This is a genomic window from Bilophila wadsworthia ATCC 49260, from assembly GCF_000701705.1.
Taxonomy (GTDB): domain Bacteria; phylum Desulfobacterota; class Desulfovibrionia; order Desulfovibrionales; family Desulfovibrionaceae; genus Bilophila; species Bilophila wadsworthia.
The window spans coordinates 1-15,967 of record NZ_JNJP01000021.1; the positions used below are offsets into that span (position 1 = coordinate 1).

Here is a 15,967-nt window from a genome sequence, read left to right on the forward strand (position 1 = left end):
GGGAAGGGGGTTCGGGGGAAGGGAGAAGGGGCCTTTCTCCAGAAAGGCCCCTTCTCCCTTCCCCCGATTCCTCCCGCTCCTCTCTTCTACAATCCATACTTGAAATACGCGGAACAGCTCCCTTCGGTGGACACCATGCAGGGCCCGACGGGATTGGCGGGCGTACAGACCTTGCCGAACAGGGGGCACTCGTTGGGCGGCATCTTGCCCTTGAGCACTTCACCGCAGCGACAGCCGGGCAAGGGCTTGGTTTCAGGCAGGGAGAGGCCGAGACGGGCGAGGGCGTCGAAACGCTGGTAGGCCGGAGCCAGCGCGAGGCCGCTGCCGGGGATGACGCCGAGGCCGCGCCAGAGGGCGTCGGCGGTGCGGAACACCTGCGACAGGATGGCCCGTGCCTTGGGGTTGCCGTCGTCGTTGACGGCGCGGGGGTAGGCGTTCTCGACCTTGAATTCGCCCTCGCGGTACTGGCGGGCCATGCGGCAGAGCGCGTCGAGGATGTCGGCGGGCTCGAACCCGGCGACGATGGCGGGGCGCTTCCAGTCTTCGGCCACGAAGCGGAACGGCGAAAGGCCGAGGACCGTGGACACATGCCCCGGCAACAGGAAAGCGTCGATGCCGTTGTCGGGATCGCCGAGCAGGGCGGCAAGCGCCGGAGGCACGAGCTTGTGGCAGGAGAAGACGGCGAAGTTGTCCCGCTTGCGCTGTTCGGCGGCGAGGACGGTCGCCGCGACCGCCGGGGCGGTGGTCTCGAAGCCGACGCCGAGGAAAACGACCGTGGCGTCGGGATTGTCGGCGGCGAGGGTCAGGGCGTCGAGCGGGGAGTAAATGACGGATACGCGGGCTCCGTCGGCCTGCGCGTGCTTGAGGGAACGCCCGTCCGGGCCGGGAACGCGCATCAGGTCGCCGAAGGTGGCGATGATGACGTTCGGCTGTTCGGCGAGCTTGAGGAAGGCGGCGACTTCGCGGTCGTGGGTCACGCAGACCGGGCAGCCCGGCCCCGTGAGGTGGGTGACCTGCTCGGGAAGGAGCGTGCGCAGGCCGCCTCTGAAGATGGATACGGTATGGGTTCCGCAGACTTCCATAAACCGCATGGGGCGGTCGAGGAGGTCTTCGAGGCGGCGGAGCAGGGCTTGGCAGAGTTCGGGATCATGCAGCGTTGGCGTGGGCATGGGTTTCTCCGGGGCAAAGCGGTTGGGGCCGGACGGGGCATCCGGGGGCGCCGGTGCGGGCATCACGATCGGCGTCCCGCCTGTTGTAGCCTGTTTCCGGTGTTCGATAAAGGCTTGATTTCCGCCTGAGTGAGGCAAAATCGAGTGCGCTTGATCTTGTTTGTGCCCTTGGCTATGGTCAAGTGAACCTACCAGAGCCCTATCATGTCCTATTCCATTGTCCGTCGCCGTCGCCGCCCCAACGCCTCCCTGCTTGCCGAAGCGGTCAGAACCATCGGCAAGCGCCGCTTCGAAATCCGCCAGCAGGTATCCTGCCCGCTGGAGGACAGGAAGCTGCACTACCTCGTGGAAACGTGGTTTTTCTTTCCGCAGAGCCTCCAGATCAACCGCTGGAGCTATACGGCGACCGATTATCAGCAAAGCCTCAAAAACTATATCCGGCTCGGCGTGCCCATCAGGCCGCTGGAGTCGCTGCTTGGCGGCGAACTGCCTCCGCCTCTGCGGAAACTGGAGGCCGAGGAGGGCGGCGGTGAGGAGATCATCGAGCTGACGCTGCCGGAACAGTTTCCGGATATTCTCGAGGACTGTTCCAGGCGGCTTGATGATCTGTTGTGGCAAAATACGCCGGAAACCCGCGAACGTTACGAGGACAGCCTCAAACTGTTTTGCATTGCGTTCCGGGTTTCCCTGCTGGCGCGGAAAAACGCGGTGCTGGCCATTGAGGACGGCAGCGAGCGGACCCGGGCCGCCTATGATCTGACCCGCCTGGCTGTGGCGTGCCTGAAGCGGTACCGCAAACTGCTCGGCAAGCGGGCAAAGGCGGCGCGCAACCTTTTGCGGGCCCCGGCGTTCCTGTATTGCGACGAGTACCTGTCCATCATCACGACGAGGACGCTTGGCGAGATCGTGCGCCGCCTCTCGCCCGTGCACAAGTGTTCCACGTATATCCTTGCTTGTTTCGGAGCGCAGCGCGCCTACCGTCGGTCCTGCTATCCCGAAAGTATGCCCTCGAAGACCGGGGACAACGAGCTGCCCGTGTTCCGCTGGAGCGTGCTCAAGAAGTACGTGGACATGCCGCTGTTCCTGAACGTGCAGCGCCATTCCGGAAACTCGCTGCTGGAGCACGTGCTGTACAGCCTCATCGCGGCGGTGGCCATGAGCCTCGCGCTGACCGTGACGCTCCTGTGGGAAGGGGCCGGGTCCCTCAGCGCGCCGATCTTTGTGATCGCCGTTTTCGCCTATATCTGCCGCGAGCGCATCAAGGATGTGCTCAAGCATAAACTGTTCAAGGTATTCGGCAAATGGATCCCCGATCGGGTGCTGCGCGTCTGCGACGGCTACGGCAGGCGTCTGGGGCATTGCGCCGAGCAGTTCCGGTTCGCGGATTGGGACAAGCTCCCCAAGGAAGTGCGCGTCCTGCGGAACAGGACGCATTTCGTGGACATCCTGAACGCGTTCCACAATGAAGATATTTTGTATTATTCAAAGAGGATCGACATCAAGGAGCTGCCAGATCCCTTCCATGAGGGCAAGAATCTGCTGCTGGACATTTCGCGCTTTGACATTTCGGACTTTCTGCGGCATGCCGATGAAGTTCTTGACGAACCTCAGGGCGGTATGGACGATGTGGTGGGGGGCGACAAGGTCTACCATGTGGACATGGTGCGCAAGATCACCCATCGCTGCGGCTCCGATCTGGAGCGGTTCCGTATCGTGCTGACCCACGCGGGCATCCGGCGCATCGACGAGATCAAGCCGCTGTTCATCACCACCGGCGACAACTATCATTAAGGACGACCATGAGCACAGCTTTTACCGACACCGAGCGCGCCATCCTGCGCATTGTCCAGTTCCAGCTCCCCGACACCCTGACCCCGTATGCGGACATCGCCCGCGAAGTGGGGACCGATGAGGAGACGGTGCTGAACCTTCTGCACCGCATGAAGGAAGACGGCTCCATCCGCCGTTTCGGAGCCAGCATCAAACACCAGAAGACCGGCTGGACGCACAACGCGATGGTCGCGTGGATCGTCGACGAGGCCGACAGCGACGCCATAGGCGAGGTGGCGGCCAAGAACCAGCGCATTTCCCACGTGTATTTCCGCCCGACTTCGGCCCCTGACTGGCCTTATACGCTGTATACGATGGTCCACGGGCGCAGCGAGGACGAATGCCTTCAGGTCATTGAGGAATTGCGGCGCGAGACGGCGCTTGACGAGTATGCCGTGCTTGACAGCCTTGAAGAATTGAAGAAAACGTCCATGACGTATTTTTAAGCCGGTTGGCCCGGCAAGGGCGGCGGCCTCTTTTTTGACGTGAAGACAGCGGCGCTTGCCGTTCAACCCAACGCTCTGAGGAGATTATGAAGACGACTCGTTCGGAAAAATTGTTTAAGGAAGCCTGTGAACTGATCCCCGGCGGCGTCAACAGCCCTGTGCGCGCCTGCCTCGGCGTGGGGGCCGATCCGCTGTTCATCGCTTCCGCCAAGGGGAGCCACGTGACCACCGTGGACGGCCAGGAGATGATCGATTTCGTGGAATCGTGGGGGCCGATGCTGCTCGGGCATTCCCATCCCGAGGTGACCAAGGCGGTCGTCGAAGCCGCCGGAAAGGGCACCAGCTACGGCGCTCCCTGTCCCGCCGAGGTCGAGCTTGCCCGCATGGTCGTGGACGCGTTCCCCGGCATGGATATGGTGCGCATGGTGAACTCGGGCACGGAGGCGACCATGTCCGCCCTGCGTCTGGCCCGTGGCGTGACCGGACGCACCAAGGTGTTGAAGTTCATCGGCTGTTATCATGGCCATGCCGATCCCTTCCTTGCCAGCGCGGGTTCCGGCGTGGCGACCCTTTCCATCCCCGGCACGCCGGGCGTGCCGGAAAGCACGGTCCGTGACACCCTGCTTGCCCCCTACAATGACGTGCGGGCCGTCGAGGACATTTTCCACCTGTACGGCAAGGACATCGCGGCGATCATCGTGGAGCCCATTGCCGGAAACATGGGCCTCGTGCTGCCGGAGGAAGGCTTCCTCAAGGCGCTGCGGGCCCTGTGCGACACGCACGGCGCGCTGCTCATCATGGATGAGGTGATCACCGGCTTCCGCGCCGAGTACGGCGGGGCGCAGACCCGTTTCGGCATCACGCCCGATCTGACCACCCTCGGCAAGATCATCGGCGGCGGCCTGCCCGTTGGGGCGTTCGGCGGCAAACGCGAGTACATGAGCCGTGTGGCTCCCGCCGGGGACGTGTATCAGGCCGGGACGCTTTCCGGGAATCCGCTCGCCATGGCCGCGGGCATCGCCACGCTCTCCGTGCTCAAGGCCAGCGATTACGCCGCGCTTGAGGCCCGCGTGGAAGCCTTCGCCGCCGAGCTGGAATCCATCCTGCGCGGCAAGGGCGTGCCCGTGACGGTCAACCGCCTTGCCTCCATGTATACGGTGTTCTTCTCCGACGGGCCGCTCCGCAACTTTGAGGATGTGAAGAATTCGGATACGGAGATGTACTCCCGTTTCTTCCGCGCCATGCGCGAGCGGAACATCTTCGTGGCTCCGTCCGCCTTTGAAGTGGCGATGGTTTCCTTCGCCCATACCGAAGAGGACTTTGCCAAGACGCTTGACGCCGTGCGCGGCATCAAGCTGTAGAAGGGCGTTCGCGGCGGCTGGCGAATCTCCGCGTGCGCTGCTCGTTCCGCGCTCACGGTTTCGCCGCCCTTTGGGCCGTATTCTCTCTTAATCCGCTCAAAACGAAACGGTTCCGTATCCGGTTTTTGCCGGACACGGAACCGTTTCGTTTTTGTGTCATCAGGTTTGCCCCGTTGCGCGGCTGTGGAGACGCCGAGGCCGGGGATCAGGGCGACGGGGGTGCCTGTTTGTCCCGTTGGGGCGCACCGTCCGTGCCCTGCGTCCATTCGGGAGGTGGTGCGGCGAGCAGCTTCAGCAGTTCCGCGGACGCGCCGGAACGCCGGGCGGCCTCTTCCGGGAACATACCGTTTTCGTCCGGGACGTCCGGCTTCGCCCCGGACGCCAGCATCATGCGGATCATGCGTTTTCCGGTTGCTTCGTCCACATGGCCGAGCATCGAGGCGACGCAGACGAGCGGTTCGCCCGCGTCCGGGCCCGCCTCGGTCCGTCGGGCCGCCCAGCAACGGATGGCGTCCGGTTTCCGCCAGAGGCCCTTGGGCACGATGCGGCCGCCTCCGCTCCAGGCTTGAATGATGAGTTTCATGTCCGTGGGGCTGTTCCAGTCGTCCACGGCCTTTTCGAGCAGTTTGTCCGTGGGCGTTTGTTCCTCCAGCCATGCCGCGGCGCACAGATGCCGCCCCGCCTTTCTCCAGCGCTCGCGGCCCAGCGCGGCCCGGATGTCGCACAGATCGGCCAGAGCGGGCGCGGCTTCCCTGACTTCCCGAGGCAAGGCGACGTCGTCCCGCAGGGCGGCGAGCAGCAGCCAGACGGAAAACATGGGCGTGCTGTTGCGGTGATACCACGGGTAGGAGGAAAGCCCCGAGGGGCTGAACCAGATGGTGGTGCCCGGCGGCCGTTTCCGCAGGTTTTCGTTGCCTTCCAGCAGTGCCGGGCCCAGAACGTCGCCCGGGATATCCCATGCCGACCATTCGGCGAGGAGTACCCCCGCAAGCTTGTCGGGATCGGCCCGGAAGCCCGGATCGGTCAGGACCCGCAGCATGAGCGGGGAAGCCTTCGGCCACAGGCATTTGAGCAGCGCGGCCCGGCGTCCCGACTCCGCGTCCCGGAACCCGCCGTTCCGCCAGTACCAGGGGGAAACGCGCCCGGAATCCCCGGGCAACGGGGAAAGGCCGATATGGTCCGGAATGTACGGCAGATCGGTATCGTTGTTTTGGATATTGTACCGCTCATCTTCGGGCAGGGAGGCCGCGGCGCCCTGAACGGCGGCGACATAGGCGAGCTCGCCCTCGTTCGTGGCAAGAGAGGCGTAGGAAAGGAACCCCTTCGCCTCCAGACGGTATTTCCTCCCCCGGATTTGCACGGTTTTGCTTTGCTGGAGGTTCACGACCATCCTGCCTTCCTGTTTCCCCCGGTTTTCCCAGAAAGGCAGGCGCGCGGCCATCTCGTCGGCGCCCAGTTCCTGAATGATGTCCAGCGCGAGCCTGCCTTCTCTGTCCGGCGTCGTGTCCCGCGCGCCCATGCAGTGCAGCAGGAGCAGGGCGGCGGGGTTGGCGCGGGCTGCGGCGATGTGCAGGGGGGGCCGCCCTTGGGCGTCCGTAAGCTGCACCATGCGGAGCAGGGGGGACGGCGGGCTCAGCGCTTCGCGCAGGACGGCCGGGTCCGCATCGCGCTCCAGCAGGACATGCAGGAGCGTCGTCTCTTCGTTGCGGAGCGCCCCTTCGTCCGAATGCAGCAAAGCCTCTTTCACGGCGGGGGCGTTCTTGGAATCGCACAGGGCGAGGAGTTGCGGCATGTCCGTATAGCGGGGCTTCCCGCTTTCGCGGGAAAACAACATGCGGATCCCTAAAACGACTCCTGCGAGCAGTAATAAAAGGATAAGGCCGAATTTCATCCCTTGCCTTGTCGTATTCCCCATACCTCCTCCTTTCGGCCCGTCCGCGTCGGAGTATTCGAAGATCCGCCCTTGCCGCTTCCCCGCCGCCGTCCCACCTTCGGCAGGCTGTTTCCTCAGGTGCGTTCCCGGCGGTTCCTTTCTTTTGCAGTGTCGGGAAGGGGACGGCAAGGTTCCGCCCGTAGCGCCGCCATGGCCGTCATTCCGTCCCGTTTACGAATAGCTTTGAAAGGAAAGGGGGAAGATGCGTGAGGGGCTTCTCCGGAACGTTCCCGCCTCCCCACAGTTCCTTTACCTCCAGATTTCCACTTCATGGACAACACGGGACCGGGCGTCTTCGGGGAGCTCGGCATACTCGACGGGGGTGAAGCGGAGGCATTCGGAGCCGTCGGGGCACCGTACGGAACCGAAAAATTCTTCTTTGGGGCGGGTAAAGAGGGAGTACTCGGAGGGGTACAGCGTGCGGTAAACGACAACGAGGGTATCGTCCCTGGTATCGAGGGCCTCCCCTACGATCTGATAATAACGGTTTTTGTAGTGGCGGAAGAAAGTCGTCATGAAGATCTCCTCTAATGGAAAAAAGGGGGGAGTATATGGGGGAGTACTCCCCCTAGAGAGATGCAGAAAGGGGGTTCTGCTCTCGCCCGTGACTGAGAGCGTTGAGTATAACCTATAATAAAATAAGATGATTTTTGAAAATTTCCCGCGGAGTACTCTAAGAAGGATAGGGGGGTATCCGAGGGCGTAACAGGGGGGGAGTACAGGCGTTTAGCATTGCTTTTGCATGAGACTACTCCCTCTCATGTAAGGTTTTTTGATATAAGTACTCCTATGATACTCCTTACGGAAAAGGGAGTTTTTTGCCAGAAGGGGGTTGCCGGAGGTGCTCCGGTTGAAAACGGTCACTGTCCGTAAAGCAACTTGCCACCAACTTTCAAACGTATGCTTTATGCAGGAGAAAACCATGTCGAACGATCTTATCACCACCGTTCATGATCTCGTTCTCGAAAGCCCTATCGGTGCTAAGGCTATCGCGCAGGCTGTCGGGAAGCCCTATTCGACCCTTCTGCGTGAAGTGAATCCCTATGACACCGGCGCGAAGCTCGGTGCCGAGACACTCATGCACATCATGAAGACTACCGGCAATGTGACGCCGCTGGAAAAGATGGCCCTGGAAATGGGTTATCGTCTGGAACCCGCGGAAGGCATGGGTTCCACGGTGCGCGCCTAACCCGGTTGGAAGAATACTTGATTTGTATTCAGCAGCGGGAGGGCGCCTTCGGGCGGCCCTCCCGAAAGATTCAAAGGGTCTTGAGCGATTCCTGAACGGCGTCGATAATGCTTCTGGGCGTTGAAGCCCCCGCCGTGAGGCCAATGAAGCCGTACGGCTTCAGCGCCTCAAGAGGCAGCTCTTCCGGTACTTCGATGTGCCACACCGCAATGCCGCAGCTTTCCGCCACATCGGCCAGACGGCGCGTGTTTCCGCTTGTTTTTCCCCCTACGACGATCATCGCCTCCGCCTGTTGCGAAATCATCAGCGCTTCCTGCTGACGCCTGCGCGTCGCGTCGCAGATGGTTTCGAGCACGGATAGGGAATGCCCTTCCGCGAGCGTTTTTTTGATGGCTTCGAATTCCTCGCGTTCCTGCGTGGTTTGAGCCGCCAGCACCACATTGTGGGTATCTTTGAACGTCTGTTTTTCTTTCAATTCCTTCAAGCTCCCAAACACGAGGCATGGGCCGTTGGCATAGGAGACGAGCCCCTGCACTTCCGGATGTTCGGCCTCGCCGAACAGGTAGAGAGAAGTCCCCTGCCGGGTGGCCTCGTCGATGGCGAGCTGCGCCTGCTTGACTTTAGGGCATGTCGCGTCAAGGACATGCGCCCCGAGGTCGAGCAGGCGCGCTTCGTCTTCGCGCGGTACGCCGTGTGCCCGGATGATGACGGTGTCCCCCGGCTGCACGGCGTCAAGCGAGTGCGCGAGGACGACCCCCTGCTGCATATACGTGTTCATGACTTGCGGGTTGTGGATGATGGGGCCGAGCATGACCAGCCTGCCGGAGCTGCGGGCCCTGTGTTCCTTGAGGGCCTGATCGAGCTTGCGCAGGGCAAGCCCCACCCCCATGCAAAACCCCGCCGTTTTGGCGCGCAATACTGTTGCCATACGTTCTCCTCAATGCTGTCGCTGGATTAAAGAGGCTTAGCTTCAAAAAAGTATAGAAATCTAGGGAAGGAAAATAGTTCTGAAAAAGCTTTTTTCCCTCGAGCCCGCCAGCGCGGAGCCCATCCTTTCTCGTCTTTCGTACGCAACGATTTTCTCCCCCGCAGCGTTTCCGGAATCGGAGCCTTTTGGCACGGAATACATTGCAAGGTAAACAGCCCTACTGTCGTCTTTTTCCGCCTTGAAGCCGCGGGCCGAGGAATCGGATGGTGTACGGGACGATGAGAATCTTGCCGGGGCCGTCGTCCGCAGGATCGGAAATAAGGCTCTCGCGGGAAAGCTGATGGAGGGCCCCGGGCTCAATACTGGAATCGAACAGCATGAGCGTATCGCCGACCACATCGTTGCAGCAGGTCCAATGCCGTATCACCGCTTCTGTAGGGTATAGGATCCGGACGAACTGGAGCAGTACGGCGTTGCGTTCGCCGCGCCGCAGCCAGTCGGCGATGGCGTCCCAGAGGACGGCGGGGGAAGGAGCGCTCGGGCCGGGAAAATGGGTCGGAAAGGGGCGGGCCGTCAGCAGCGAACCCTGTTTCTCCAGGCGCGACAACATGGCGTCCACCCAGTCCACATAGTCTGTCCGCTGCTCGAGAAGGGCACAGAACGATTCCTCATCGCGGGCGGCGTCGAGCAAGGCTTCGTGCAGGATAGCGCGGCAGGTGAGCAGCCGCGTGGCATTGATGTGCCGCATGGCGTTGATCACCGCATAGGCGGCGCAAAAAACATCGAGTTGTCCCTGATAGGCCGGATTCATGGCAAATTCCTCACGGGAGGGAAGTGTGCCGGGAGCGGCGAGGGAGGTCAACTGGATTTTGGGCCATAAAGGGCCGTATTGGACGATCCTCCGGGATGACGGCGGGTTCCGGCAGAGAAATCATGCCGCAGGTACTGGACAACGGGAAGGCGTCATGGTAAAAGACAACTGTATGTATATATCTGGATACCTTGATATGAATATGTGAGGATTCCGTATCCGGCATATCAAGATGGAATAAGGTCAATTTACAGGCGATGTCCGTTTCGTCGCCCGATTAAGGAGCTATACCATGCAGCCCGAAAAAGGCAGATATTTCTTTACGTCCGAGTCCGTGACCGAAGGTCATCCCGATAAGGTCGCCGACCAGATTTCCGACGCCATCCTTGATACATTGATTGAACAGGATCCCGGCTCCCGTGTGGCTTGCGAAACCCTCGTGACGACCGGCATGGCCGTCATCGCAGGTGAAATCAGCACCAAGGGCTATGCCGATCTGCCGAAGGTCGTCCGCGAAACCATCAAGGAAATCGGCTACAACAGCTCCGAAATGGGCTTTGACTGGCAGACGTGCGCCGTTATTTCCTCCATCGACCATCAGTCCGGCGACATTGCGCAGGGCGTGGACCGTGAGGACCCGGAAAACCAGGGTGCCGGCGATCAGGGCATGATGTTCGGGTTCGCGTGCAACGAGACTCCGACTCTCATGCCCGCTCCCATCTACTGGGCGCACCAGCTTTCGCAGCAGCTCACCAAGGCCCGCAAGGACGGTCTGGTGGACTTCTTCCGTCCCGACGGCAAAACGCAGGTTTCTTTTGAATACGTCGACGGCAAACCGATCCGCATCAACAACGTGGTCGTGTCCACGCAGCACGCCGCGTCCGCTTCCCAGGCCGATATCATCGAAGCCGTGAAGCGCACGGTCATCCGTCCCGTGCTGGAACCCACCGGCCTGTTCGACGAGAAGGATTGCGAGATCTTTATCAACACCACGGGCCGTTTCGTTGTCGGCGGCCCCATGGGTGACTGCGGCCTGACCGGGCGCAAGATCATTCAGGATACCTACGGCGGTTCCGGGCATCACGGCGGCGGCGCCTTCTCCGGGAAGGACCCCTCCAAGGTCGACCGTTCCGCCGCCTATATGGGCCGCTATGTGGCCAAGAACGTGGTCGCCGCCGGTTTGGCCCCGCGTTGCGAAGTGCAGATCGCGTATTGCATCGGCGTGGCCGAGCCCGTGTCCGTGCTGGTGTCCTCCCTCGGCACGAGCGATATCCCGGACGAAGTGCTCACCAAGGCCGTGCGTGAAGTGTTCGACCTGCGCCCCTACCACATTACGAAGCGCCTCGATCTGCTCCGCCCCATCTACAAGAAGACCTCCTGCTACGGCCACTTCGGCCGCGAACTCCCCGAATTCACGTGGGAACATACCGACGCAGCCGCCGATCTCCGTACCGCCGCGAAGGTTTGAGCGCGGTCCGTACAGTCATACTCTCTGAAAGGTCTTTTTTGAGCGTCAAGCTCAGCGTTTGAGACCTTTATGGGAACAGGAAAGACGCCTCTACGGGGGCGTCTTTTTTGCTGGCAAATCGTTCGCGTTAGAGATAATCCCGAGAGAGATTCTATGTATGCGGAGGGGCGGTATGGGTGCTGCCGCGGAGCTTGCCCGGCTTTCGTTCGGAGGAGGCAAACCGGAAAAAGCCCCTTTCTCGGCAAGCTATCAACCTTGGGTCCGGTACGCTCCCAATGGAAGCGGGTACGACTCGTTGGATAAATAGCGTATTCCACGCTTGACATCGGCTTTGTTTCCTTGAACTGTAGCCAATACGCGCTGCGGCGCGACATTCCCGTTTTTTCGACGGGGCCAAAACATACTACGAGAGTCAGGCCATGATAGTTGCAGACGTTCATAATCATACCAACGCGTCCCACGGCAAGGCGTCCGTTGGCGAGATGTATGCCGCCGCCAAGGATCGCGGCCTTGCCGTATACGGTTTTTCCGAGCATTCCCCCCGCCCCGAGGCCTATTCCTATCCTGTGGAATACCGGGAACACCTGCGCCAGAATTTCGTGCGTTACGCCAGCGAAGTCATGCAGCTCCGCGCCTTGTCGGGCTCGCCCAAGGTGCTGCTCGGCATGGAGCTGGATTGGTTCCCCTCCGAGCGGCCCTTCATGGAGGCCGCCGTCGCGGCGTATCCGTTCGACTACATCATCGGAGGCATCCATTTCCTTGGTTCGTGGGGGTTCGACTTCACCCAGGACGACTGGAAGATCAGCCCGCAGCAGTGCTACACGCGTTATGAAAACTATTTCCGTACGTTGGCGGACATGGCCCGCAGCGGGCTGGTGGACATAGCCGCGCATCCCGACATCATCAAGCTGTATTCCGTGGATGTATTCCATCAATGGCTCGCCATGCCGGAGAGCCTTGCCCTGATCAGCGAGGCTTTGACGGCTATCCGCGACAATGGGCTGGTAATGGAGATATCCTCCGCCGGGCTGCGCAAGCCGTGCAATGAGATTTATCCTCACCCGGCGATCATGAAGCTGGCTTCGGATCTGGGTGTGAAGATCAGCTTTGGGTCCGATGCGCATTGTCCGAACACGCCCGCCTACGCATTCGATCAGCTGGAAGCCTATGCCCGTTCCTACGGCTACACGTCCAGCGTCATTTTTGAGAACAGGAAGCCCCGCGAGATCGGTTTTTAGAAGATTGGGAGGGGAGAGGGCCCCTTTCTGGAGAAAGGGGCCCTCTCCCCTCCCAACCCCTCCCCTCTCCCTCCAAAGACTTTCGACTGGTGGGGAGGCCGCGCGGAGGGAGTCCTGTTTGGCGGAAAGGCGAAAAGGATGCAGGATATCCGTCATACTCTCTCAGTAGGACGATTGCCTTGCCGCGCTGGAAAGGTAAAAAGGCGGCGGGAAGGCCGTTGCTTTTTCGTGTGCCGTTTTCATGAAAGGGAATCGCAGGATTCTCTTTTTTCTTTGCAGACCTTTGGAGCGTATTGTGGAACCTTCGCGTCGCCCTCTCATTGAAATTGAGCATGTGTTTGTGACCTATCCGGGTACGGAACGGCATATCCTGAATGATTTTAACCTCACACTCTACGAGGGGGAACATGCCGTCATCCGCGGCGGCAACGGCGCGGGCAAGTCCACGTTGCTGCGGCTGTTGCGCGGCGAGCAGTGGCCGGATCAGATCGATCACCGGCGCGCGGGGCGGGTGCTCTGGCATGGGCCGGAAGGGGCGGATCCGTCGCCGCTCACGGGTCGTAAGGTGACTTCGTTGGTATCGGCCATGCAGCAGGAGCGGGTTGTCCATCAGGAGTGGCGGGTGGACGGCGAGCGTCTGGTCCTCGGCGGCTTTTCCGACGCGATCTACATTGCGCAGCAGCCCACGTCCGAAATGTGCGAGACGGCGTATCAGCTCGTGCGTCTCCTTGGCGGCGTGCATCTTTTGAAGAAGCCCGTAACCGCCATGTCCCAAGGGCAGCTCCGGCTGATGCTGGTGGCGCGCTCCCTTGTCCGCGAGCCGGAAGTGCTGCTGTTGGATGAAGTGACCGACGGTTTGGACGCACGGGCACGCAATACCCTTCTGGACGCGCTGGAACGCGCCTCCGAGCTGTCTACGCTGGTTATGACCACTCATCGCCCCGAAACGCTTCCCAGCTGGATTGGCCGCCAGATCGTGCTGGAAAACGGGAAGGCCGTGGACGGCCCCATGCTGGAAACGGCGGTGGAACCGGAAAAGGAACCGGCTCCGGTTGCCAGTGCTCCGGAGCTAAAGGGCATCCGGGGATGTTCGGCCCGTATCGCCATCAAGGACGCTTCGGTGTTTATCGATCGCGTGCCCGTGCTGTACAACATCAACTGGACCATCAATCCCGGTGAGAACTGGGCCGTGCTCGGCGGCAACGGCGCGGGCAAGTCCACGCTGCTGCGTCTGTTGGCGGGCGATGAGATTGTGGCCTACGGGGGCGAGATCGTGCGCGAACTGCCCCGGCAGGGCGGCGTTGTGGATCGGCTCGAAGTGCTGCGCAAAGGCGTCCGTCTGGTATCGGATCGCCAGCAGGCGACCTACACCTACGACATCACGGGCGAGGAGCTTGTCTTTTCGGGCATCGACAACTCCGTGGGCGTGTACCGTGAGCCCTCCGAGAAGGAACTGGCACAGGTAACGGATATCCTCGCGTCCCTGCATCTGGAATTTTTAGCGAAACGGACGATCCGTTCCTGTTCAACCGGGGAATTCCGCCGCTTGCTCCTTGCCCGAGCCCTTGCCGGGGAACCGGATCTCCTGCTGCTTGATGAGCCGTTCTCAGGCCTCGACGCCCCGTCGCGTAACGAGTTCTTTGCGCTGCTCAACCAGCTTGCGCGGCAGGGCGTGCAGATGATCCTCGTCACCCATCATAAGGCCGACATTTTCCCCGCCATTACCCACATGCTCCAGCTCGAAAACGGGCGTATCTCCGCGATTTGGGAGCAAGGGTAGAGGGGCGTTTGGAGGAGAAAACTCATTTCAGAAAGGTTCCCCCGCGTAGAAGGCCGAACACAATCGGCCTTCCTGCCCAACGAAAAGGTCCCCATACGGCAAAGCCGTATGGGGACCTTTTCGTTGGGCTCTGAGGGGGCCGGGGGAAATCATTTCCCCCGGACAGGGTCAAGGGGCGGTAGCCCCTTGCCGCCGGAGGCCCTTATTTCTTCTTTTTGCCGCCGGGGGTCGCGGGCGGGGTCGCCTTGGGGGTGGGCTTGGGCTCCTCGATGGGGGCTTCGGCCGGGGTTTCCACGGCGGCTACGACCTTGGGCGGGGGCGTTTCGGAATGCACTTCGCTTGGGGCGACCTTGGGCACGGAGGCCAGACGCGGCTTCGCCACGCGGGCGGTACCCTTGTGGTACACGACGAACTTGGTGGGGACCGGCGAGCGGTGGGTCGAGAGCATGAAGAGGCTCTTGGTCGGGCAGACTTCCACGCAGATGCCGCAATAGACGCAGGAGAAGGGATCATATCCCCAGAAAGCTTCCTTCGGGTCCGTGGAAATGCACTGCGCCGGGCACTTGGTCGAGCACATGCGGCAGAAGATGCAGGATTCCACGTTGTTGATGAGACGGCCCCGGTAGTTGGAGAAGGGGTCGCGTTTCACCATCGGGTACTTCCGCGTCGCGGGGCGCTTGAGGAAGTTGCGGAGTATGGTGTTGATCATGAGCATGACGAGTTCCTCCTACCGTTCGGTGCAGCTGATGCAGGGGTCGATGGAAAGCACGACGACGGGAACGTCGGCAAGCTGGATTCCCTTCACCATATGGAGCAGGGGCGGAATGTTGGCGAATGTGGGGGTGCGGATGCGTACGCGGTCGAGATACTTGGAACCGTTGCCCTTGACATAGTACATGCACTCGCCGCGGGGCTGTTCGACGCGGGAAATGACTTCGCCGGAGGGGTTGCCCTTGACCTTCACGTTGATTTCCGTGTCGGGCAGGTGGCTGATGGCCTGGCGGACGATTTCCATGGACTGGAGCACTTCGAGGAAGCGGACCTTGGTACGGGCCCAGCAGTCGCCGTCGAGGACGGACACGGGCGTGAACCCGAGTTCCGCGAAGGCTTCGTATTCCGTCTGGCGCACGTCCTGAGCCACGCCGCTGCCGCGCAGGGTCGGCCCGGCGGCGCCGAGCTGGATGGCTTCCTGAGCGGTCATCACGCCGATGCCCACCGTACGCTTTTTGACGGTGTAGTCTTCCATGGTCACCTTTTCGAGGCGGCGCATTTCGGCTTCAAGGGTATCCATTTCGTCGAGGATCCAGCGCTGGTGCTCACGGGAGAGATCCTTGCGCACGCCGCCGACGATGTTGGTGGAGATGATGACGCGGTTGCCCGCCGTGGCTTCGTTGATGTCCATGATGCGTTCGCGGATTTTCCAGAACTGCATGAACAGGCTTTCGAAGCCGAGGGCGTCCGCGAAAAGGCCGAGCCACAGCAGATGGCTGTGCATTCTGTGGAGTTCCGACCAGATGATGCGCAGGTAGGCGGCGCGGCGCGGCACTTCGACGTCCATGAGGTGTTCGATGGCGCGGCAGAAGCACAGGGCGTGGATGCAGGAGCAGATGCCGCAGACGCGTTCCACGATGTAGATCATCTGGTTGTAGTCGCGGAGCGTGGTGAGCGTTTCAAGTCCGCGGTGGACGTAGCCGAGCTTGGGCAGGGCTTCGACCACGGTTTCGTTGTCCATGACAAGCTGGAGATGGATCGGTTCCGGCAAAACCGGATGCTGCGGTCCGAAAGGAATGATCGTACGGGACATGACGCGCTCC

The 15,967-nt window shown here is 61.3% G+C and carries 14 protein-coding genes; 7 read left to right on the top strand and 7 right to left on the bottom strand.

The window, feature by feature from the left end; genetic code table 11:
- Window positions 1–86: 86 nt before the first annotated feature.
- Window positions 87–1,169, bottom strand: coding sequence for a hydrogenase formation protein HypD (gene hypD / locus T370_RS0109210; RefSeq protein WP_029435554.1), 1,083 nt, complete (start codon window positions 1,167–1,169; stop codon window positions 87–89).
- A 204-nt stretch (window positions 1,170–1,373) separates the two neighbouring features.
- Between hypD and T370_RS0109215 the strand changes: the two genes are divergently transcribed.
- The 3 genes from T370_RS0109215 (at window position 1,374) to hemL (ending at window position 4,806) form a co-directional block, all read left to right on the top strand.
- Window positions 1,374–2,960, top strand: coding sequence for a hypothetical protein (locus T370_RS0109215; protein ID WP_005028407.1), 1,587 nt, complete (start codon window positions 1,374–1,376; stop codon window positions 2,958–2,960).
- Window positions 2,961–2,968: 8 nt separating this feature from the next.
- Window positions 2,969–3,445: a siroheme decarboxylase subunit beta gene (gene ahbB / locus T370_RS0109220; protein ID WP_029435555.1), complete on the top strand. Its 477-nt coding sequence runs from the start codon at window positions 2,969–2,971 to the stop codon at window positions 3,443–3,445.
- 86 nt (window positions 3,446–3,531) lie between these two features.
- Window positions 3,532–4,806 carry a glutamate-1-semialdehyde 2,1-aminomutase gene (hemL, locus tag T370_RS0109225; RefSeq protein WP_005028414.1) on the top strand — a complete coding sequence of 425 codons (1,275 nt, stop codon included), beginning with the start codon at window positions 3,532–3,534 and terminating at the stop codon, window positions 4,804–4,806.
- Between the two features lie 205 nt (window positions 4,807–5,011).
- Here the strand turns inward: hemL and T370_RS0109230 are convergent, their stop codons facing one another.
- Window positions 5,012–6,640 carry a hypothetical protein gene (locus T370_RS0109230; protein WP_156034391.1) on the bottom strand — a complete coding sequence of 543 codons (1,629 nt, stop codon included), beginning with the start codon at window positions 6,638–6,640 and terminating at the stop codon, window positions 5,012–5,014.
- Window positions 6,641–6,988: 348 nt separating this feature from the next.
- Window positions 6,989–7,255 (bottom strand): DUF1653 domain-containing protein, encoded by a 267-nt coding sequence (locus T370_RS0109235; protein WP_029435557.1) that lies wholly within the window; start codon window positions 7,253–7,255, stop codon window positions 6,989–6,991.
- 406 nt (window positions 7,256–7,661) lie between these two features.
- Here T370_RS0109235 and T370_RS0109240 point away from each other — a divergent pair, with 406 nt between their 5' ends.
- Entirely contained in the window at window positions 7,662–7,928 is a 267-nt protein-coding gene (locus tag T370_RS0109240) for a phage regulatory CII family protein (RefSeq protein ID WP_005028417.1), read from the top strand.
- A 70-nt stretch (window positions 7,929–7,998) separates the two neighbouring features.
- Here the strand turns inward: T370_RS0109240 and ispH are convergent, their stop codons facing one another.
- Together ispH and T370_RS0109250 are read right to left on the bottom strand one after the other, a co-directional pair.
- A complete protein-coding gene (ispH, locus tag T370_RS0109245; protein WP_005028422.1) occupies window positions 7,999–8,856 on the bottom strand; it encodes a 4-hydroxy-3-methylbut-2-enyl diphosphate reductase in 858 nt (285 codons plus the stop codon).
- Between the two features lie 217 nt (window positions 8,857–9,073).
- Complete coding sequence (locus tag T370_RS0109250; protein ID WP_005028423.1) at window positions 9,074–9,667, bottom strand: hypothetical protein; 594 nt, start codon at window positions 9,665–9,667, stop codon at window positions 9,074–9,076.
- Between the two features lie 292 nt (window positions 9,668–9,959).
- On the opposite strand from T370_RS0109250, the gene metK reads away from it, so the two are divergent.
- The 3 genes from metK to T370_RS0109265 all read left to right on the top strand — a co-directional run bounded on the left by metK (window position 9,960) and on the right by T370_RS0109265 (window position 14,153).
- Window positions 9,960–11,135 (top strand): methionine adenosyltransferase, encoded by a 1,176-nt coding sequence (metK, locus tag T370_RS0109255; protein ID WP_005028425.1) that lies wholly within the window; start codon window positions 9,960–9,962, stop codon window positions 11,133–11,135.
- 419 nt (window positions 11,136–11,554) lie between these two features.
- Complete coding sequence (locus T370_RS0109260) at window positions 11,555–12,373, top strand: histidinol-phosphatase (protein WP_005028428.1); 819 nt, start codon at window positions 11,555–11,557, stop codon at window positions 12,371–12,373.
- A 295-nt stretch (window positions 12,374–12,668) separates the two neighbouring features.
- Window positions 12,669–14,153 (top strand): ATP-binding cassette domain-containing protein, encoded by a 1,485-nt coding sequence (locus T370_RS0109265; RefSeq protein WP_029435558.1) that lies wholly within the window; start codon window positions 12,669–12,671, stop codon window positions 14,151–14,153.
- A gap of 202 nt (window positions 14,154–14,355) precedes the next feature.
- Here T370_RS0109265 and T370_RS0109270 read toward each other — a convergent pair whose 3' ends face one another.
- Window positions 14,356–14,868 carry a 4Fe-4S binding protein gene (locus T370_RS0109270; RefSeq protein ID WP_005028433.1) on the bottom strand — a complete coding sequence of 171 codons (513 nt, stop codon included), beginning with the start codon at window positions 14,866–14,868 and terminating at the stop codon, window positions 14,356–14,358.
- A 12-nt stretch (window positions 14,869–14,880) separates the two neighbouring features.
- The gene (locus tag T370_RS0109275; protein WP_005028437.1) at window positions 14,881–15,957 is read right to left on the bottom strand and encodes a hydrogenase large subunit; all 1,077 of its coding nucleotides are present in this window, start codon (window positions 15,955–15,957) and stop codon (window positions 14,881–14,883) included.
- Between the last annotated feature and the right edge of the window lie 10 nt (window positions 15,958–15,967).